The organism is Kribbella alba, from assembly GCF_039529635.1.
GTDB classification, from domain to species: domain Bacteria; phylum Actinomycetota; class Actinomycetes; order Propionibacteriales; family Kribbellaceae; genus Kribbella; species Kribbella alba.
Genome location: NZ_BAAANE010000015.1, coordinates 84,873 through 103,494 on the forward strand (window position 1 = coordinate 84,873; position 18,622 = coordinate 103,494).

The 18,622-nt window shown below is 69.5% G+C and carries 19 protein-coding genes; 15 read left to right on the forward strand and 4 right to left on the reverse strand.

Features of this window, described 5'->3' with window-relative positions; genetic code table 11:
• Positions 1–28: 28 nt before the first annotated feature.
• Genes ABD210_RS31055 through ABD210_RS31065 form a run of 3 tightly spaced genes read left to right on the forward strand, consistent with a single transcriptional unit; the run spans position 29 to position 1,652 of the window.
• Positions 29–391 (forward strand): hypothetical protein, encoded by a 363-nt coding sequence (locus ABD210_RS31055; RefSeq protein ID WP_344116446.1) that lies wholly within the window; start codon positions 29–31, stop codon positions 389–391.
• A complete protein-coding gene (locus ABD210_RS31060) occupies positions 388–858 on the forward strand; it encodes a hypothetical protein (RefSeq protein ID WP_344116448.1) in 471 nt (156 codons plus the stop codon). The genes ABD210_RS31055 and ABD210_RS31060 overlap by 4 nt, the downstream gene beginning before the upstream one ends.
• On the forward strand, positions 855–1,652 hold the full coding sequence (locus ABD210_RS31065; protein ID WP_344116450.1) for a hypothetical protein: 798 nt from the start codon (positions 855–857) through the stop codon (positions 1,650–1,652). The genes ABD210_RS31060 and ABD210_RS31065 overlap by 4 nt, the downstream gene beginning before the upstream one ends.
• Positions 1,653–1,682: 30 nt before the next feature.
• Here the strand turns inward: ABD210_RS31065 and ABD210_RS31070 are convergent, their stop codons facing one another.
• Positions 1,683–1,988, reverse strand: a complete 306-nt coding sequence (locus ABD210_RS31070; protein WP_344116452.1) for a hypothetical protein — start codon at positions 1,986–1,988, stop codon at positions 1,683–1,685.
• Between the two features lie 116 nt (positions 1,989–2,104).
• On the opposite strand from ABD210_RS31070, the gene ABD210_RS31075 reads away from it, so the two are divergent.
• Together ABD210_RS31075 and ABD210_RS31080 are read left to right on the forward strand one after the other, a co-directional pair.
• Positions 2,105–2,323, forward strand: a complete 219-nt coding sequence (locus tag ABD210_RS31075; RefSeq protein ID WP_344116455.1) for a hypothetical protein — start codon at positions 2,105–2,107, stop codon at positions 2,321–2,323.
• A gap of 166 nt (positions 2,324–2,489) precedes the next feature.
• Positions 2,490–7,019: an FtsK/SpoIIIE domain-containing protein gene (locus ABD210_RS31080; protein ID WP_344116457.1), complete on the forward strand. Its 4,530-nt coding sequence runs from the start codon at positions 2,490–2,492 to the stop codon at positions 7,017–7,019.
• Between the two features lie 135 nt (positions 7,020–7,154).
• Here ABD210_RS31080 and ABD210_RS31085 read toward each other — a convergent pair whose 3' ends face one another.
• Together ABD210_RS31085 and ABD210_RS31090 are read right to left on the reverse strand one after the other, a co-directional pair.
• On the reverse strand, positions 7,155–7,421 hold the full coding sequence (locus tag ABD210_RS31085; RefSeq protein WP_344116459.1) for a hypothetical protein: 267 nt from the start codon (positions 7,419–7,421) through the stop codon (positions 7,155–7,157).
• A 124-nt stretch (positions 7,422–7,545) separates the two neighbouring features.
• Positions 7,546–8,487 carry a hypothetical protein gene (locus tag ABD210_RS31090; RefSeq protein ID WP_344116461.1) on the reverse strand — a complete coding sequence of 314 codons (942 nt, stop codon included), beginning with the start codon at positions 8,485–8,487 and terminating at the stop codon, positions 7,546–7,548.
• 303 nt (positions 8,488–8,790) lie between these two features.
• Here ABD210_RS31090 and ABD210_RS31095 point away from each other — a divergent pair, with 303 nt between their 5' ends.
• From ABD210_RS31095 to ABD210_RS31140, 10 genes are read left to right on the forward strand one after another with little or no spacing between them, the layout of a single operon-like run.
• On the forward strand, positions 8,791–9,513 hold the full coding sequence (locus ABD210_RS31095; RefSeq protein WP_344116463.1) for a hypothetical protein: 723 nt from the start codon (positions 8,791–8,793) through the stop codon (positions 9,511–9,513).
• Positions 9,514–10,308 carry a CpaE/TadZ family protein gene (locus tag ABD210_RS31100; RefSeq protein ID WP_344116465.1) on the forward strand — a complete coding sequence of 265 codons (795 nt, stop codon included), beginning with the start codon at positions 9,514–9,516 and terminating at the stop codon, positions 10,306–10,308.
• A 1-nt stretch (position 10,309) separates the two neighbouring features.
• The gene (locus ABD210_RS31105; protein WP_344116467.1) at positions 10,310–11,617 is read left to right on the forward strand and encodes a TadA family conjugal transfer-associated ATPase; all 1,308 of its coding nucleotides are present in this window, start codon (positions 10,310–10,312) and stop codon (positions 11,615–11,617) included.
• Positions 11,614–12,504 (forward strand): type II secretion system F family protein, encoded by an 891-nt coding sequence (locus ABD210_RS31110; protein WP_344116469.1) that lies wholly within the window; start codon positions 11,614–11,616, stop codon positions 12,502–12,504. Before ABD210_RS31105 ends, ABD210_RS31110 begins: the two co-directional genes overlap by 4 nt.
• On the forward strand, positions 12,501–13,418 hold the full coding sequence (locus ABD210_RS31115) for a type II secretion system F family protein (protein WP_344116471.1): 918 nt from the start codon (positions 12,501–12,503) through the stop codon (positions 13,416–13,418). Before ABD210_RS31110 ends, ABD210_RS31115 begins: the two co-directional genes overlap by 4 nt.
• Before the next feature lie 29 nt (positions 13,419–13,447).
• The gene (locus tag ABD210_RS31120) at positions 13,448–13,651 is read left to right on the forward strand and encodes a hypothetical protein (RefSeq protein WP_344116473.1); all 204 of its coding nucleotides are present in this window, start codon (positions 13,448–13,450) and stop codon (positions 13,649–13,651) included.
• A 9-nt stretch (positions 13,652–13,660) separates the two neighbouring features.
• Entirely contained in the window at positions 13,661–14,068 is a 408-nt protein-coding gene (locus ABD210_RS31125; RefSeq protein ID WP_344116475.1) for a TadE/TadG family type IV pilus assembly protein, read from the forward strand.
• A complete protein-coding gene (locus tag ABD210_RS31130; RefSeq protein WP_344116477.1) occupies positions 14,055–14,477 on the forward strand; it encodes a TadE/TadG family type IV pilus assembly protein in 423 nt (140 codons plus the stop codon). Before ABD210_RS31125 ends, ABD210_RS31130 begins: the two co-directional genes overlap by 14 nt.
• Entirely contained in the window at positions 14,474–14,908 is a 435-nt protein-coding gene (locus tag ABD210_RS31135) for a pilus assembly protein TadG-related protein (protein ID WP_344116479.1), read from the forward strand. Before ABD210_RS31130 ends, ABD210_RS31135 begins: the two co-directional genes overlap by 4 nt.
• Positions 14,909–14,919: 11 nt before the next feature.
• The gene (locus ABD210_RS31140) at positions 14,920–17,721 is read left to right on the forward strand and encodes a hypothetical protein (RefSeq protein ID WP_344116481.1); all 2,802 of its coding nucleotides are present in this window, start codon (positions 14,920–14,922) and stop codon (positions 17,719–17,721) included.
• Between the two features lie 30 nt (positions 17,722–17,751).
• Here ABD210_RS31140 and ABD210_RS31145 read toward each other — a convergent pair whose 3' ends face one another.
• Positions 17,752–18,408, reverse strand: coding sequence for a hypothetical protein (locus tag ABD210_RS31145; protein ID WP_344116483.1), 657 nt, complete (start codon positions 18,406–18,408; stop codon positions 17,752–17,754).
• Positions 18,409–18,622 lie beyond the last annotated feature (214 nt).

Sequence of the window (18,622 nt, forward strand, 5' to 3'; positions counted from 1 at the left end):
GTCGTCGACAGATACGAGGTGGCAATCGATGTGGCCGATCGCGGCAGCGGGAGTCGTGCTGCTCCTAGCCGGAGCGAGCGCGTACGCCGGATTCGGCAAACCGATCGTCGTCACCATGTGGCCGAAGCCGTACCTGTCCTTCGGCCTTGCCTGGCTGGGACTCGCGGCCTTGCTGATGGCCCTCGGTACGACGCTGATCGACTCCGGCCCGGAGGCTCTCGGGGTGGTGTTCTCGCTGCTCGCGCTGGTCTGCTTCGCGATCACCCTGCTCAGCTTCTTCTGGCTGCCGCGCCGGCTCCTGCCGGGTTGGTACCGCGCCTGGGTCGACGGCGGCCGCAGTACGGGACAAGCCAGTCGATGGCCGAAGTTCGGCCGAGGAGGACGATCGTGAAAGACCTGGCCACCGATTCCGAGACCGGTCTCACGCTCGGCCTCCCGCCCGGCTGGGAGCAGCTCGAGTACGACGGGCTGTCGCTGGCGATCGCCGCGCCGAGCCTCGGCGAGGACGACCCGTACCGGCCGAACGTGAACGTCCTGGTCGCCGAGATCGGCTCGGAGATCGATCTGCGCGAGCTCGGCACGGACGCGATCGTCGCCGCGAAACTAACCGCCGACGATGCCCACGTCATGGCGTACGACGTTTTCCTGGGCCCTGGTGACGTCGAGGGCAGGCGGCTCGGTTTCGCGTATCGCAATGACGCGAACGCAATTGCGGTGACGCAGTGGCTGCTGCTCCACAACGGCCTCTACACCGTCATCACCGCGAGTTGCCTGGTCACCGACCTGACCACCGTGCAGCCGTTGTTCGAGGAATCCATCGGCAGCCTGCGCCTGCCGGGAGCGGAGGTGCCCGCATGACGCTGCCACGGCTCGACCCGTACCTGCAACGCATCGGCGAGCCGCTGGAGGATCTGTCCCGCATCGCTGCCAGTCAGCCCTACGAGTCGCTCGGACCGCTCCTGCCGCGTGCCGCCCTGAACATCCTGGCCGGCAACGGCGGCAAGGTGACGCTCGGCTTGAAGGAACTCGTCGAGTCCGGGCTCGCCACGGAGGACGGCAAGCTGACCGAGCAAGGCCAGTTGGTCAAGCAGATCCTGACGAAGCCGACTGCCCGGATCCGGCTCGAATCCGCGCGGGGTCGCGCAACGCTGACCTTCGAGGCCTACGTGTACGCGGGGCAGGCGGTCCTGCTGGCCTCCGCCTCACCCGCCTCACTGGTGGAAGTTCCGCACGGCGAGGACATCCTGACCGCCTCGGCCACCGTCCGGCTGGACTTCGTCGACGTCAGCTACGTCCCGATCGCGCTGGCGGCCTGGGCCGGCGTCGCCCCGGCGTGGAGTCTGGCGACGAGCCCCGAGCTGATCGACGAGGAGTTGCTCGTCCACCGCGCGGACGACCCCGCTGTGGCGCCGCCCGCGGATGCCGACGAGCACCTGAAGTACGTCTGGTCCCAGCCGTGGTTCCTCTGGACGCTGACCGGCACCGGACTCGACTCCGGCCTGGTGATGGTCAACGCAGGTCCGGCCGGCCACTTCGCCCTGACGGAAGGCGAGGGAAAGAAGGCCCGCTTCACGGCGTACCCGTCGATGTTCCTGTGGCAGAAGCTGGTCGCCCTGGTCGAGCAGTCCGTCACCGCGATCGCCGCCGGCTAGTGCCCCGCGTCCAACCTCGGACGCCCGGCACTAGCCGGCGGGCTTCTTCTCGGCGTCGTCGGCGCGTTTGTCCCGCTTGACGGCCTCGGCGTCGCACGCGCCGGCGTAGCTCTCGATCGAGGTCTTCACGCTGCCCACCGTCGTCTTCGCCGACGACAGCGCGTCCGCGTAGGTCTTGGCGTGCGGGCCCTGCCAGAGGGTGTCGCTGGGCAGCGGGTACTTCTTCTGCAGGTTCACCAGGTCGTCGTCGAGAGCGCCCGCCTGGGTGCGCAGGTCCTTCGCAGCCTTCCGCAACTTGGCAGCCTGCGCTCGGAGCACCACTGGATCATCAGCCACCCCGCGATTTTAGACCGCGTCAGGTCCACGCCGCTCGGACTAGTGACTCTGCTTGCTGGTACGGCGAGCGCTGGGGAACCAGCGATATCGCCTGTGACCCAGGTCAGGCCAACCGCGTGTACGACGCGTCGTTCCCGATGCTGGATCGTGCGGACGGCACGGGGATGCTCTTCGCCATGAAGGTCAACTCGTACGCGACCGACTACACGATCACCAAGGTTCCCGACCAGACGTCGGACACCCCGGCCGCCGAGCTGAAGCGGAAGGACAAGCCGTTCGAGGTCACGGTCAAGGTTCGCGACCATCGCCTCAGGCGCGCTCGGATCTTCCGGTAGACCCACTTCACTGTCTTGTTTGCCCCAGTCGGACGGTCCCGTTCCTGTGAACGTACCAACGGCCTCGGTCACAGCCGCGTACCTTCGCATCCGGCATCATGACCCGCAGGCCCCACCACGTCGTACCCTCTAGCTGGACTGTCGTCTGACGAGATGGGATGCCCGCATGCGGTTCGTGGTCACGGTGGTCGATCCGGCCCCTGGGGTGAGTGCCGACGTCGTCGTCGACGCGGAAGCGGGCCTGACCGTGGCCGGACTGGCACCGCGGCTCGTCGAGGCCGTCGGTCGGCCAGTCACCGTGCCGGGCTCGGCCCAGGTGATCAACCTGCACGACCCGGCCGCGACGGTCGACCACCTGCCGACACTCTTCGTGGACGGCCGGCCGGTCGACCCGGCCGTGGTGCTGGCCGAATCGCCGCTGCGCGAGGGCACCCTGGTCAGCATCGGCGACTCCCGCGGTTGTGTTCCGCCGGAGCCGCATGGCGTGGTGGAGGTTCGCGTCGTCGGCGGCCCCGGCGCTGGCGCCGTGCACCGGTTGGGCATGGGCACTTACACGATGGGCAGCGCGCCGACGGCCGGTATCAGGCTGGCTGGCGGCGGCATCCCTGGCGAGGTCGCGACTCTGACGGTCGCGGTCTCGGGCGAAGTCACCATCCGGCCGGAAGAGCTCGACGGTATGACGGCGCCGGAGCGCCCGGTGGACCCCCTGGCCGGGCCGATCGTGATCCCGGACGAGACCGGCGAGGAAGAGTCGACTTACGTGCTCGAGCCCGGGCAGCGGCCCGCTCTGGTCGAGCTGGACCGCAAGGCACTCGAGTCGGGGAGTCGCTGGTCCGGCGTCACCTGGGAGCCGGGCATGCAGCTCACGGTCGGACCAGTGATGCTCGCCCTGGCCCCGGTGGATCCGCCGGACGCATCGCTTTCGCCGAACCCGGCCGGTGGACTGCTCGACTTCAACCGGCCGCCCCGGCTGCTGCCACCGCCCCGGATGACCGATTTCGCCTTGCCCGCAGAGCCGGAGAAGGGGCAGAAGCCCACCTTCCCGCTGCTGGTGATGTTGTTGCCGATGGTGGGCGCAGTCGCTCTCGCGCTGATCCTCAAGCAGCCAGGGATGCTGCTGTTCGGCCTGCTCACACCGCTGATGTACATCGGCCAGTACTTCCAGAGCAAGCGCGAGGGCAAGTCGACGTACCGCGAGCAGCTCGCCAGGTACAAGGAGCGCAAGGCGCGGGTCGAGCGCGACGCGCGCCGGGCACTGGTTGCCGAGCGCAACGCTCGGCGCCGGGACGTGCCTGACCCGGCGGCCGTGCTGCTGTTCGCCACCGGCCCCAGGGCGCGGCTGTGGGAGCGCCGGCCGACGGATCCAGACTGGCTGGAGCTTCGCCTTGGCATCGGTGATCTGCCGAGCGAGGTGATGGTCGAGGACCAGACCGTGGACGCCCACCTGCGCAAGCGCACCTGGACCGCTCCCGACGTGCCGGCCACCGTACCGCTGGTCTCCGTCGGCGTGCTCGGTATCGCCGGTACCGGCGGCTTGGCTCAGCAGATCGGCGCGTGGCTGGCGGCACAGCTCGCCGCCCTGCACAGCCCACGAACCCTGCGGCTGATGGTGTTGTGCCCCACCGACGCGGCGCCGACGTGGCAATGGATGCGGTGGTTGCCGCACGTTCGCGGTGGCGAGGATGACGGCTTCCTCGGCCTGTTCGGCAATGACGACGAGACCACGATGCGGCGGATCAACGAGCTGGCCAGGCTCATCGAGGCCCGCCGAAAGGCGCTGAACGCCTCCAACCCCACGCCGCAGCCGGAGCTGTTCGCCGAGCAGATCGTCGTCGTCATGGACGGAGCACGCAGACTCCGGCTGCTGCCGGGTGTGGTCGGCCTGCTCAAAGACGGTCCGTCCGTCGGGGTCAGGTTCATCTGCCTTGACGGTGACGAGCGCCAACTGCCGGACGAGGCGAACGCGGTGGTGACGCCGCACGGCGCGTGGTGGCGGCTTCGCCAGACCGGCGCTCCCACGGTGGACGGGATCCGGCCCGACCTGGTCAGCCCGCAGTGGCTGGACCGGCTGGCCCGCTCCCTCGCGCCGATCCAGGACGTTTCCGGCGGCGACGAAGCCACCGCGATCCCGGCTGCCAGCCGGTTGCTGACCGTACTGCGGATGGAGTCGCCGGACCCGGAAGGGCTGGCCAGGGGCTGGGCGGGGGGTGGCCGGACCACCGAGGCGGTGATCGGTGAGGGCGCCGAGGGACCGTTCAGCATCGACATCGTCCGGGACGGTCCGCACGGTCTGGTCGCCGGCACCACCGGTGCCGGTAAGTCAGAGCTGCTGCAGACGATCATCGGATCGCTTGCCGTTGGCAACAGACCGGACGAGATGACCTTCGTGCTGGTCGACTACAAGGGTGGCGCGGCCTTCAAGGACTGCAACCACCTGCCGCACACGGTCGGCATGGTCACCGACCTCGACGGCCACCTGACCACCCGGGCGCTTGCCTCGCTGGCCGCTGAACTGCACCGGCGCGAGTACCAGCTCAAGGGCGCGAACGCGAAGGACATCGAGGAGTATCTCGAGCGGATGGGCCCCGACGACGAGCGGATGCCGCGGCTGCTGATCGTGATCGACGAGTTCGCCGCGATGGTCTCGGAACTGCCCGACTTCGTCACCGGCATCGTCGACATCGCCCGCCGCGGACGTTCGTTGGGCGTCCACCTGATCCTGGCGACGCAGCGCCCGGCAGGCGTCGTCACCAACGACATCAAGGCGAACACCAACCTGCGGATCGCGTTGCGCGTGACAGACGCCGGAGACAGCTCCGACGTGATCGAGGCACCGGACGCGGCGCACATCTCGAAGGGGACACCGGGTCGTGGTTACGCCCGGCTGGGGCACTCGTCGCTGATCCCGTTCCAGACCTCCCGTGTCGGAGGACGTCCGCCCGGATTGGTTGCCGCCAGCATCGGAGTACGGCCGGTGGGCTGGCGGGATCTCGGCCGGCCGGTGCAGTTCGACGGTGAGCAGGCCGAGGACGATGTGATGATCCCGACCGACCTCGCCACCTTGGTGAAGGCGTTGCAGGGTGCGGCCGAGGTCGCCGGGGTGAAGACCCCGCCGAGCCCGTGGCTGCCGCCGCTGTCCGAGATCGTCACGCTGGCCGACCTGGAGGCGGACAAGCCCGCCGAGGACGGCAGCCTGCCGCCGATCCCGTTCGGCCTGGCCGACGTACCGGCCGAGCAGGCGCGGTCAGTGGCGACGTACGACCTGGACTCGTCCGGCCACCTGGCCATCATCGGGGCCCCGCGCAGCGGACGTTCGGCGACGCTGCGGGCCATCGCGGGGTCGATCGGCCGGCTGATCGAGCCCAAGGACGTGCACCTGTACGGCGTTGACTGCGGCAACAACGCGTTGATCCCGATGGTGAGCCTGCCCCACACCGGTGCGGTGGTGGCCCGTGACCAGGTGGACCGGCTGACCCGGCTCACCGCGCGGATCCAGGGCTTGATCGGTCGCAGGCAGCAGGAGCTCGCCTCGAAGGGTTTTGCCGACCTCACCGAGCAGCGGCGCAGCGTCGCGCCGGACGAGCGGATGCCCTACATCGTGGTGCTGCTGGACCGCTGGGAGGGCTTCGTCGCCGCGTTCGAGTCGGTCGACGGCGGCCGGCTGGTCGACGCCTGGATGCAGATCCTGCAGGAAGGCGCCGGTGCCGGCGTCAAGGTCGTGATGACCGCCGACCGGTCCGCGCTGGTGGGCCGGATCTCCACCCTGATGGAGGATCGGCTGCTGCTGCGGATGACCGATCCGTCGGACTTCCTGATGATCGGGATGCCGACCAAGGAGGTGCCGGAGCACTTCCCGCCCGGCCGTGGATTCCGCGCCCAGGGCCTGCTGGAGACCCAGGTGGCGCTCCTCACCGAGGACGACGACGGCACCGCGCAGGTGGCCGCGCTGCACCAGATCGGCGCCCAGGCGACCCCGCAGTCGGAGATTCCGCGGCAGTTGCGGCCGTTCCGTGTCGACGCCCTGCCGGCTTCGATCGACGCCGCCGCTGCGCTCGAGCTGGTGACGCGACCGCTGCGCCCGACCGAGGTGCTCGTCGGCGTCGGTGGTGACGATCTCGGCGTCCGGACGTTCGACGCGTTCGAGCACGGGCCGGGCCTGGTCATCGTGGGACCGCCGCGGTCGGGCCGCAGTACGACGCTGCTGACGATGATCGACTCGATCACCTCGCGCGGCTGGCAGGTGATGGCCGTCGTACCGCGCCGGAGCCCACTTCGCGACCTGGTCGGAGCGCCCGGCGTGGTCGGGGTGTTCGGCGCGGATGCGGATGCGGAGAAGGTGCGGGAGGTCCTGGACGGCCTGCCGAGTCCCTTCGCCGTGGTGATCGACGACCTGGAGTTGCTCGGGCAGGACAGCCCGCTGGCGGAGCTGATCGACGCCCGGGTCGCCCTGCTGCGGGATACCGGCAACCTGATGATCGGCGCGGGTACCGGCTCGGATCTGACCAGCATGTACCGCGGGCCGGTGGTGTCGCTGAAGAAGTCGCGGGCCGGCATCGTGCTCAACCCGCAGAAGTACGACGACGCCGAGATCTTCGGCATCCAGTTGCCTCGCGGAATGGCTGGTGGAGCGCCGCCCGGGCGGGCCCTGCTGGTCGCCGGCGGCCGCTACGAACCCGTCCAGGTCGCCCGCAGCTGAATCAGTCCCCGGTCCGCTGACTCACCTCAGTGGGCCGAGATTGCCACCTGGGGCCAGGGGCAACAAAGGGCCGGGATGCTCAAGAGCCGGCCAGACCTCGCGGTCCGACCGGCTCTTGGAGTTTCGCTGGACTGATCAGCCACCGGTGGCGGTCTGGATCGCCTGGCGGTTCTTCTCGACCGCCGTCGACGCATTCGTCAGATCGGTCTCGATGTTGGTGATGTTCTTCTTGCACTGCTCCCAGGCGGTGCGGAAGTCGTCCGCGTACTTACCCTTCCAGGTGGTGCTGGTCACAACACCGGAGGACGCGGTCTTCAGCTGGCCCAGCTCGGTCTGGAACTCCGAAAGCTTCTTCTTGAGAGCTTCCATCTCCGGCAGGCTACCGCCGACCATGTCGTTCATAGATCTCCCCATCTCGTCCTGGTGCTTGCCGCACCTCTTGGACCAAACGTAACCATGCCAGGGGGCCACTCGTCCGCCTGACCCGGTGCACGGGCCACGTCCGGAATGACCGCAGTGTGGTGAGCTAGTCGGCCAGCAGGTGCTGCCGCTCGGCGGTGAGCTGGTCGGTTGCGGTGAGGATCTCGGCCCGCCGCTGCCGCAGATCGTCGCCGATCTGCTGCAGCAGGCTGCGGGTCCGCGGCAGCCGGTGCTGGGCCTCCATGATCCGCAGGAAGCTCCGCAGATCGGCGTACGGATGGTCCATCCACACGTCGAGGAACCTGGCCCTAGTGTCCAAGGGCACCCCGGTCTCCAGCGACTGCCGCTCGCCGTACACCTGCAATTCGTCCTTCAGCCTGGCCAGACATTGTTCGGCATACGCCGCTGCGTTGCCCACCGCCGCCAGCTCGTCGTACTTGGCCTTGCCTGCGAGTACCCCTCCTCCGGCCAGGTCGGCAGTGGCCCATCTGCGGGCGCTTCCGATCAGGTGCTCGAGCGTGTCCAGCGCCCGGTCGGACCAACCGAGGCTGGTGAGCAGATCGTCGGTGTCCTGCAGTACTACGGCCTGTTGCTCCTGCTCTGCGGCGATTTCCCCCAGGCGCCCGGCCCGTGGATCCGCAGCGGCCAGCAGGCGTTTCTCCTTGTCCTGCAGAGCTATCTCGTAGTCGGCGGAGGTAGCGGCGAGCTCTTCCTGCCGCGAGCGTGCCTGGTCGAGTTCATCCCTGGCTGACTCGAATTTCCTCCGCGCCTCATTGAGCCGGTCCTCGGCCTCGTCTGTCTCCAACCGCAATACTTCGAGCTGCTCGTCCAGCCCACGGGACACCAGCAACCTGAACCAGGAGCGGGACCGGGCCTCGAGGCGGTCCAGGCGATCGCTGAGTTCCGCCAGCCGCCCGGCGAAATGCCGCGTCTCGGCGTACAGCGCGTCCACCTGCCGTTGTAGACGGCTGACCGTCGCGTCGACGCCGCGCTGCTCCTGCCGCGCGGCCATCCCAGCTGTCAGCCGTCTCTCGATCCCCTCAGCCACGGGTCATTCGACCACGCGCCCGGTCCATCCTCGTGTGTAGTCGACTCCCGAACTGATCACCTTATGTGATCATGCTGCCGCTGTCGGTGAGCTAGTCTGAGGTGCTGGCTGCGCCAGGCCGGCTTCGAGGGCCGGCTTCGAGCGCCGACTTCGAGGTACGAGGCGTGACGCAAGCCTGCTGACAGTCAGGGCCGGGGGCGATTCTGACCCCACCCGGACGATAGTGTCTGACCGACGCCAGGCTGGGGCGACTGCGCCGAACCGGCACAGAGTTGCCCCGCGGATTTTCAAGGAGCGGGGCAGATGTCCACCACCACCGGCACAGAAACCGTCGACCGGCAGCGCCAGCGCGCCGAACGAGGCGTCGGAACCACCCGGAAGCCCGGTGGCAGACTGCCGACGAACACCAAGCGGCGGCGCCCGGCGATCGCGGCGCTGGCGGCGCTGCTGATCGTCGGCGGCGCCCTGATCGCCGGTCTGCTGGCGATCAGGATGGATGAGCGCCAGGCAGTCATCCAGATCTCCCAGAACGTCGGCGTGGGTGAGCAGATCACCGTCAAGGACCTGGCCGAGACGCGCGTGGCCGGCGACTCGCTGACTCTGGTCCCGGCCGACCGGGCGAAGGAGATCATCGGCGCCTATGCCAAGGTCAACCTGATCAAGGGACAGTTGCTCGATCCCGGTCAGCTGACGCGGACGGACCCGATCGCGCCGGGCAAGGCAGCGGTGGGCATCGTCCTGGTCGGCGGCCGGATCCCGGCCGCCGGGTTGAAGTCCGGCGACCAGGTCGAACTGGTCCGGATCAGCCAAGGCAACCAGAACCCGGTGGTGCTCGGCACCGCGACCGTTCTCGACGTCCCGAAGCAGGCCACCGACAGTGCCGGCCTGGGGAGCAAGTCCTCCGCCGCGCAGACTGCCACCGTGCTCGTCGACCGGGAACTGGTCAAGGCGGTGACCGATGCCTCCGGCAACAACCGGATCGCGGTGGCGCTGCTGAAGAGCGGCACCTCGGTGGAGGACAAGTAGATGGGGCTGTATGTCGTCGCCGCGGCCAAGGGCTCGCCGGGCGTCACCACCGCCTCCGTGGCGCTCGCCGGCGCCTGGCAGGGCGATCCGATCCTCGCTGATCTCGACCCCGCCGGGGGCGACATCGCGCTGCGGTACCGGGACCAGGAGGGTGTGCCGCTCGATCCCGACCGCGGGTTGCTCTCCCTCGGTGCAGCTGTACGCCGAGGGAGCACTGAGGTCCAGTTGGCCGACCATGTGCAGATGCTGTCCGGTGGACTCGAGGTGCTGGTCGGTGTCACCTCGCCGAGTCAGGTGCAGGGTCTCGGCCCGGCTTGGCAGCACCTGGCCCGTTCACTGCGATCAGTGCCCGGACGGGACGTGATCGCGGACTGCGGGCGGCTGATGCCCGGCTCCGCCACCGTTCCGGTGCTGCAGAACGCGGATGCCCTGCTGCTGGTCGCCCGGCCCACCGTCGAGGGCCTGTCGCACCTGCGCGAGCGGATCCGCGGGTTCTCCGAGGTGCTCCAGCTCGGCACGTACGACGCCGTACCGGTCGGTGTCGCCCTGGTCACGTCGTACCGGGATTCCCGCGTGGTCGGCGAGGTCCAGGGCATTCTGGACCGGGCCCGGCTGCCCGCGTGGGTGCTGGGCATCCTGGCCGATGACGACAAGGCGGCCGAGGCGGTCCGGACCGGGGACGGCCGCAAGGCAAGGTCATCGCTGCTGCTGCGCTCCGCGGCAGGTATCGCGGAGCGGCTGCGCAAGCTCGGGGCGCAGAGCGCCAAGGCCACCGAGGACTGGGGAGTCGCCTGAGATGGATCAGTCGCTGGTACGCCGGTTGCGCGAAGAGGTCGCCGAGGTGCTCGCCCGGCAGCGCCGGGAGGATACCGCCAACGGCCTGCCGCAGATGACCGCGGAGGACGAGCGGCAGTTCGCTCGCGCGGTGGTCGGCCGGGTCCTCGAAACCCACGCCCGGGGTGAGATCGCCTCTGGTCGCACCCCGCCGAGTGCCCTCGAGGAGCAGGAGCTCGCGGACGGCATCCACGCCGCGCTGTTCGGAGTCGGCCGCCTGCAGCCGTTGCTCGACGACCCGATGGTGGAGAACGTCGACATCAACGGCTGCGACCGGGTCTTCGTCGGCTTCGCGGACGGCCACGAGGAGCTGGGCGATCCGGTCGCGGAGTCCGACGACGAGTTGGTCGAGCTGATCCAGACGCTGGCCGCCTACTCGGGCCTGGCCAGCCGGCCGTTCGACTCGGCGAACCCGCAGCTGGACCTGCGTCTTCCGGACGGCAGCCGCTTGTCGGCCCTGATGGGCGTCTGCGCGCGGCCGTCGCTGTCGATCCGGCGTGCCCGGCTGTCCCGGGTGAGCCTGGACATGCTGGTCGAGTACGGCACGATGTCGCCGGACCTGGCCTCGTTCCTGTCGGCCGCGGTGGCCGCCCGGAAGAACATCATGATCGCCGGCGCGACCAACGCCGGTAAGACGACGCTGCTGCGGGCGCTGGCCAACGAGATCCCGCCGGAGGAGCGCCTGATCACCGTCGAGCGGGCGCTGGAGCTGGGCCTCGGCGAGTTCGAGGACCTGCACCCGAACGTGTTGTCGATGGAGGAGCGACTGCCGAACTCCGAGGGGCAGGGCGCGATCGTGATGGCCGACCTGGTCCGTCGCAGCCTCCGCATGAACCCCAGCCGGGTGATCGTCGGTGAGGTGCTCGGCGACGAGATCGTCACCATGCTGAACGCGATGAGCCAGGGCAACGACGGCTCGCTGTCGACCATCCACGCGAACTCCTCGCTGGAGGTCTTCAACAGGATCTGCACCTACGCGATCCAGTCCGCCGAGCGACTGCCCGCCGACGCCACCATGATGCTGATCGCCGGTGCGATCGACTTCGTGGTCTTCGTCGAACGGCGCAACGAGTTCTCGGCCGGCGGTGAGCTGCGCCGGATCATCACCTCGGTGCGTGAGGTCAACGGCGTCGACGGACGGGTGCTGTCCAGCGAGATCTTCCAGGCCGGACCGGACGGGCTGGCGCAGCCGGCCGCGCCGATCAGCTGCCTGCCCGAGTTGCAGGCCGTCGGGTATCGCGCCTCGGCTCCCGCGGGGTGGGCGTCATGACGGGTCCGTCCGCGACCTTGCTGCTGGTCATCCTGCTCGGTGCGGTGATAGGCGGGGGAGTCCTGCTGCTCATCCTGTCTCTCGTCCCGCGCGAGGACGAGGCTGAGATGAAGCCGCCGTCGCCGCTGCTCGAGGCCTTGCGGAAAGCCGGGATCCGGGTGCCGATCGCCGCCGGCGTCGGTCTCCTGATCCTACTGCTCACCCGGTGGCCGGTGGCGGCCGCGGCCGTGGCAGTTCTGGTGTTCGTCTGGCCGGCGTTGTTCGGCGGAGCCGGCGCGGAGGCGAAGGCGATCAACCGGCTGGAGGGACTGGCCGCCTGGACCGAGTCCTTGCGGGACACGGTGGCGGGCGCGGTCGGACTCGAACAGGCGATCCCGGCCACGGCCTATGCCGCGGCGCCGTCGATCTCGAAGGAACTGACCGCACTGGCGGACCGTCTCAGGGTTCGTGTTCCACTGCCGCAGGCCCTTCAGCGCTTCGCCGACGAGATGAACGACTCCAGTGTCGACCTCATCGTCGCGAGTCTGATCCTGAACGCCCGCCTCCGTGGTCCCGGTCTGCGCGAGGTGCTGACCTCGTTGTCGGAGTCGGCCCGCGCGGCGCTCGATATGCGTCAGCGGGTCAACGCCGGCCGGCGCGGTACGCGGCGCAGCGTCCAGATCGTCATGTTCGTCACCGTGGCCTTCGTGCTCGGGCTGTCACTGTTCAACAAGAAGTACGTGGCGCCCTACTCCACGCCGGTCGGGCAGGTGATGCTGCTGATCATCCTCGGACTGTTCGCCGCGGGCTTCGTCTGGCTCCGGCGGCTGGCCAGCTTCGAAGTGCCGGAACGATTCCTGCACGCCCGCGACCGGGTGGCGTCCGCGGATCCAGGGGGTACGAGATGACTCTGGTGATGCTTGCCGGCGCCATGGTCGGCGCGGGGCTGCTGGTGCTGATCCGGTATGTCTCCGGCTCCACCCCGAGCGGTACTGCGGGTCTGCTGCAGCTCGACGCGGACCGCCGGCGTTACCGCAACGAGGTGAGCCTGACCGCGGACCGCCGGCACCAGCAGGAGTCGCTACGGATGCGGCGGCTGGGATCCGGCCTGCGCCGGGCACTCGATGCCAGAGGCATCCAATTGCCGCCGTCCATCCGGGCCGACCTCGGCATCGCCGGGCGGTCGCTGGAGACACACCTGGCGACCAGCCTGGTGGGTGGGCTGGTCGGCTTCGTCGTGCCGATCATCCTGCTCGTGCCGGTCAGCGTCGTGACCGGCAGCCTGCCGGGCGTGATCCCGCTGTGGTTGTCGGTCGTCGGTGCGGTGGTCGGCGCGATCCTGCCGACGGTTCAACTGCGAGCCGTGGCCGCTGACCGTCGGCGCGACTTCCGGCACGTGGTCAGCTCCTTCCTGGACCTGGTGGCGATGAACCTCGCCGGCGGCCGCGGCGTACCGGAGGCGTTGTCGTCGGCCGCGGGGATCAGTGACGGCTGGGCGTTCGTCCGGATCCGTGACACCCTCGAGACTGCTCGCCTGCAGGGGATCACTCCGTGGGCGGCGCTCGGTGAGCTCGGCGAGGAGGTCTCGATCGACGAGCTGCGAGATCTCTCGGCGGCGCTGGCACTGGTCGCCGAGGACGGCGCGAAGGTGCGCGACTCCCTGGTGGCCCGTGCGGTCTCGATGCGCCGACGGGAGCTGGCCGATACCGAAGGCCGTGCGCAGGCACGGTCCCAGTCCATGCTGATGGCACAGATGTTGCTGTGCGTCGGATTCCTGCTGTTCCTGACCTATCCAGCTGTAGCCCGCGTGGTCGGGCTGTGAACCTAGATCCTCACTGAGGAGTGATGACCATGTTCAACCCCACCAACCAGGCAGTCCTCCTGCTCAAGGTCCTGGTCGAAGGCCGGATCCAGCACGCCCGCAGGTCGGAGGCCGGTGCGTCCGCGGTCGAGTGGGTGCTCATCACGGCGCTGCTGATCGGCGTCGCGATCGCGGTCGGCGCGATCATCCTGAGCAGGCTGACCGCCAAGGCCAACAGCATCGACCTGGGCTGACAAGACAGCATGAAGATTTCCGGCTGGGCTAGGAAGAGGAAGCGGAACGAGCGCGGCGCGAGCACCGTCGAGCTCGTCCTCTACATGCCCATCCTCATGCTGGCGATCTTCATCACGATCCAGTTCTCGCTGATCTACCTGGGCAACCAGGCCGCGTCGGCGGCGGCCCGGGAGACGGCCCGGGTGGCGCGGACGACGCTGGACCGGGGTCAGGCCGAGACGGCCGGCCTGGAGTACACCAACCGCATCGGCAAGGGCATCCTGGAGGACGTGCAGGTGGTCGTGACCCCCGTCGGCACCCAGCAGGTGCGCGTCGTGGTGACGGGTCATGCCCAGAAGATCACGCCGTTCGTCGACCCGCCGACCGTCACCCAGGTCGTGCAGGGACCGCTGGAGGAGTTCCGTGCGGACAACTGAGCGTCGATGGTCGCGGCGGCGCGAGCGGGGCTCGATGGCCGTCGAGATCGTGCTGCTCGCGCCGGTGATGATGGCCTTCATGATGCTGGTCGTCGCCGGCGGCCGGTATGTCTCGGTTCGCGGCGACATCGAGGCGGCGACCCGGGATGCAGTCCGCGCGGCCACCCTCGAACGCACCCGGAGCGCGGGGGAGGCAGCGGCGGTGGACATCGCGGCCGCCTCACTGCAGGATGTCGGAGCCTGTTCGGGCGCGACACTGGACGGCGACTTCGTGTCCGGCGGCATGCTGACCGTCACCATCAGCTGTGAGGTCTCGTACGACGGGCTGGGGCTGATCGGACTGCCCGGCTCGAAGACCGTGACGATCAGCAGTTCGGCACCGATCGACTTGTACCGGAGGACGGGATGACCTGGCTCGCCCAATGGCTGCGCTCGCGTCGCAGGAGCCAGCGAGGCTCGGCGACCGTCTTCATGCTCGGCTTCGCCGCCGTCCTGATGGTCGGCGCCGGCCTGGTGGTGGACGGCGGCCTCGCGCTGAACAAGCGCAGCCAGCTGACCGATGACGCGGAGCAGGCGGCCCGCTCGGGCGCGAACGCGATCGACGTCGATACGCTGCGAGGCACCGGCGTGCTGGCGGTCGACCCGGCCAAGGCGACCGCTGTGGCCACCGACTTCCTCAGCCAGCGTGGGTACACGAACATCTCAGTGGTTGTGAACGGCAACGAGGTGTCCACGTCCGCCGAGGCGTCGGTCGACACCGCGATCCTGTCGCTGGTCGGGATCAACACGTTCACCGTCCGCGGCGACGCCACCGCGACGCCCGAGACCGGGATCGGCTAGGAGAGACGAGCATGACGACCCAGCGACCGAGCCCCGCGCGGTTCACCGACGCCCCGGACCCAGGCCGGTTCCATCAGGAGCCCGCACCGGAGCGCCGCTCCGCGGGTGGAGCGTTCCTGGCAGCCGTTGCGCTGCTGCTGCTCGTGGTCGGCGTGCCGGTCGCGCTCCTCGTACTGACCGGACTGCCGCCCTTCCCGCACAAGTGGCCGACCCGCGAGGACCTGACGGCCCCGATCGGGATCGAGGCCATGCTGACCGTTCTGCGTGCTGTCGTCTGGCTGGCCTGGCTGCACTTCACCAGTTGCGTGATCGCCGAGTTCGCCAGCGCGGTCCGCGGCCGCGGCGTGCCGCGATCCATCCCGCTCGGTGGCGGGAGCCAGCGGTTGGCAAGGGTCCTGGTCAGTGCGTTGCTGCTGACCGGCATCGCTGCCGGACAGGCCGCTGCGGCGACCGGTGGTGGCGGTAGCGCCGACCTCGAGCCCAAGTCGACGGTGTCGATCAGTGCGACGACCCAGGTCCAGCAGGACAGCATCGACGACCGGATCGATCCGACCCGGTTCACCGAGCAGCACACGACGGCCAGCAAGGACCCGCTGGCCGGCAAGAAGGTGTATGTCGTGAAGGCCCCGCACGGGCACCACCACGACAGCCTTTGGGACATCGCGGACAAGCACCTCGGCGATGGCCGTCGCTACAAGGAGATCTACGAGCTCAACAAGGACCGGGTGCAGCCCGACGGGCAGCACCTGCACCTCGCGCGGCTGATCATGCCGGGCTGGACGTTGATCATGCCGGAGGACGCGACCGGGGTGGAGCGCGTGCCGGTCGAGCACATCCAGGCTCCGGTTCAGCACACGACGGACACTCACGCAACTGGCAATCATGAGACCAGCCCGGACACTCCCGAGGTCCAGCCAGCCTCGGGCGGCGGTGACCAGCACGGCAATGTCCACGCACCGACGGGTGGAGGCGAGCACCAGCCCGACAGCGGCCAGGTGCAGCAGGACCCCCGCTGGCGGATGCCGAACGACCTGCTCGGCGGCGGCCTCGTGGCTGCCGGCCTGCTCAGTCTGCTGCTCGTCGAGCGGTACCGGCGGCGTGGGCGTGACCCGGAGCCGGCAGCCGCCGCGGCCGAGGTCGCGCTCCGAGTCGGAGCCGATCCGGATCGGTCCGAGGCCCTGGACCGGGCCCTGCGTCGCCTGGTGGGGCAGTGCGACGCGATGAGCGTCCCGCTGCCGCCGCTGTTCGCCGCGGTCGTGGACGACAGGGCCATCGAGCTGCTGTTGGCGCCTGCCCGCACCGATGCCCCCGCACCTTGGCAAGCGATCGATCAGGGCCGCCGCTGGCGGTTGGAGCGGGCGGACATCGCCGCGGACGCCGCCGGGCCGGCGCCGTACCCCGCGCTGGTCTGTCTCGGCCGGGACGAGGACGAGCGTGACGTGTTGGTCGATCTCGAGGCAGCCAGTGGCGCGCTCAGCGTGCGCGGCGACTCGGTGGTCGCTCGCGAGGTTGCCACTTCGGTGGCAGTACAGCTGGCGACGAACCCCTGGGCCGACCAGCTCCTGGTCACCACCTCGGGACTGCCGGACGCGCTCGGGGAGGTCCTGGCGGACCGGCTCCGGGTGGTGCCGGACATCGACATGGTGCTGCCGGACTTCGAGCAGGGCGGGGTGGAGACCGAGGTCCTGGCCGGCCGGGTGACCCGTGCGGCCGACGCCTCACCGCAGTACGTCGTCCTGGGCGCGCCGCCGAACGAGGACACCGCGCACCGGCTCGCTGCCCTGGCCTCGCGGGGCCGGTCCGGCTTCGGGCTGATGGTGGCGGGTGACGTGACCGGTGCCCGCTGGCAGTTGCAGGTGGACGAGTCGGGCACCTTGCGGATTCCGGCCCTCGACCTGACGCTGTCGGCGAGCAGGCTGACCGAACCGACCGTCGAGCTGCTCACCGAGCTCCTCGACGCGGCGCGGACACCGACCCAGCAGCCGTCGGCCGCCAACCGGGTCCGGATCCCGGTCACCGGCAGCTCGGGCGACGACTCGAACTGGGTGACCGCCAACGTCCGGGTCGGCGTACTGGGGACCGTCGAGGTCCGCAGCCCGTACCGGCTGGAGATCGAGCGGTTGCCGCTGGCAACAGAAGTCGTTGCCTTCCTCGCGTTGCACCCGGGTGGTGTTCACCCGAGCGTCCTCGGTGCGTCGGTCTGGCCCCGTGGTGTCACGGCCGAGGTCCGGGACGCGACTGTCGAGCGCGTCCGCCAGTGGCTAGGGACGGACTCGCAAGGCGGGCACCAGTTGCGTCAGGACGCGAGCGGCCGGTTGTACCTCGGCCCTGAGGTGGCGGTCGACTGGGACTGCTTCTGCGAGCTGGTCCGCCGCAGCCGCACCGCGCAGACGGTCCGGGACGAGCGCGAGCTCCTCCGGCGCAGCCTGCACCTGGTGCGTGGACCGTTCCTCAGCGGCAGGCCGCGTGGCGGCTACTCGTGGATCGCGCGCGTGCACCTTGAGCGGATGGTGCCCGACCTCGTTGTCGACACGGCGCACCGGCTGGCCCAGCTGACCCTCGGGGACGACGACCCGGCGGGTGCCGTCAGCGCTGCCCGGGCGGGTCTCCGGCTGACCGGCAGTTCCGACCTGATGTGGCGGGACCTGCTCCTGGCCGAGCACAGGTACGGCGGGGTCGCGGCGACCGAACAGGTGGTCCAAGCACTGGGCGAGGGAGTGCTGAAGCATGGACTGGTGCTGAGCGCCGAGACCGAGGCACTGATCGAGGAGCTCCTGCCGACCGGCGCGAGCCGCGCCCGCCGCGCCGGCTGACCAGCACAGGGCTGATCGGGGAGAGGCCGGTCAGCCCGAGTTGCGGGTCAGCAGCGCCTTCTGCTGCTTGGCGATCGAGGAAATCAGGGCCGTGTCGGGAACCAGGTCGGCGGTGACTTCGCCGGTCTGGTGGACGCTGATCTCGGCGACCAGCGCGCCGACCACGAAGCTCGCCTCGGCGATCGCTTCGGACCGGTTGGCCGAGCCGCTCACGACCACCCGGGCGTCCGTCATCGCCTCGGGCACACCAGGGATGGCGAACGAGCGGCTGTGGCTGTCCTGCTGCCAGAACCCTTGCTGCAGGCCCCTTGCCTTCGCCTTCGAGCCCGCCTTGAAGAGCTGCACGGTGAACCGCTTCTTCTTGTCCGCGCTGACCCGGTAGGCCTGGTAGCCCTCGATGAAGCTTGCGTTCAGCAACAAGGCGCGATCCTCGGACGGGGTCGACGAGAGCGTGCCCAGATAGCTCTCGGCGTCGAAGGGCCCGGTGAGCTGGTCCGGATCGGGTGACCCGGCCTTCACATACCCGGCCGGTACGACGATCAGCCCGGCGAGGGTGCTCGCCGGTTCCGCGGTGGCGGGCGGTGCCGACGGGGCACCCGCGCCGGCGCCTCCGTTGGTGGTCACAGCGCCCGCGTCACTCGAGCAGCCGGTCAGGACGGTCGAACCCAGCAGCACAGTCGTCACCACAGCGGCGACGCTGGGAGCAGCACGCCTCACGATTCCTCCGGCAGGTCAGGGAACCTGATCGGACCAGACAAAGGTGAACACGAGGCGAATACGCAAGGAGTCAGCACCTCACCGCACTGAGTCGCCGCCTCAGCCGCTGGGACTCGGGACTCCTCCTCGACGCGGAGGTTGACGCGTCAACCCACAGTGCTAGAGTTGATGCATCAACCAATTG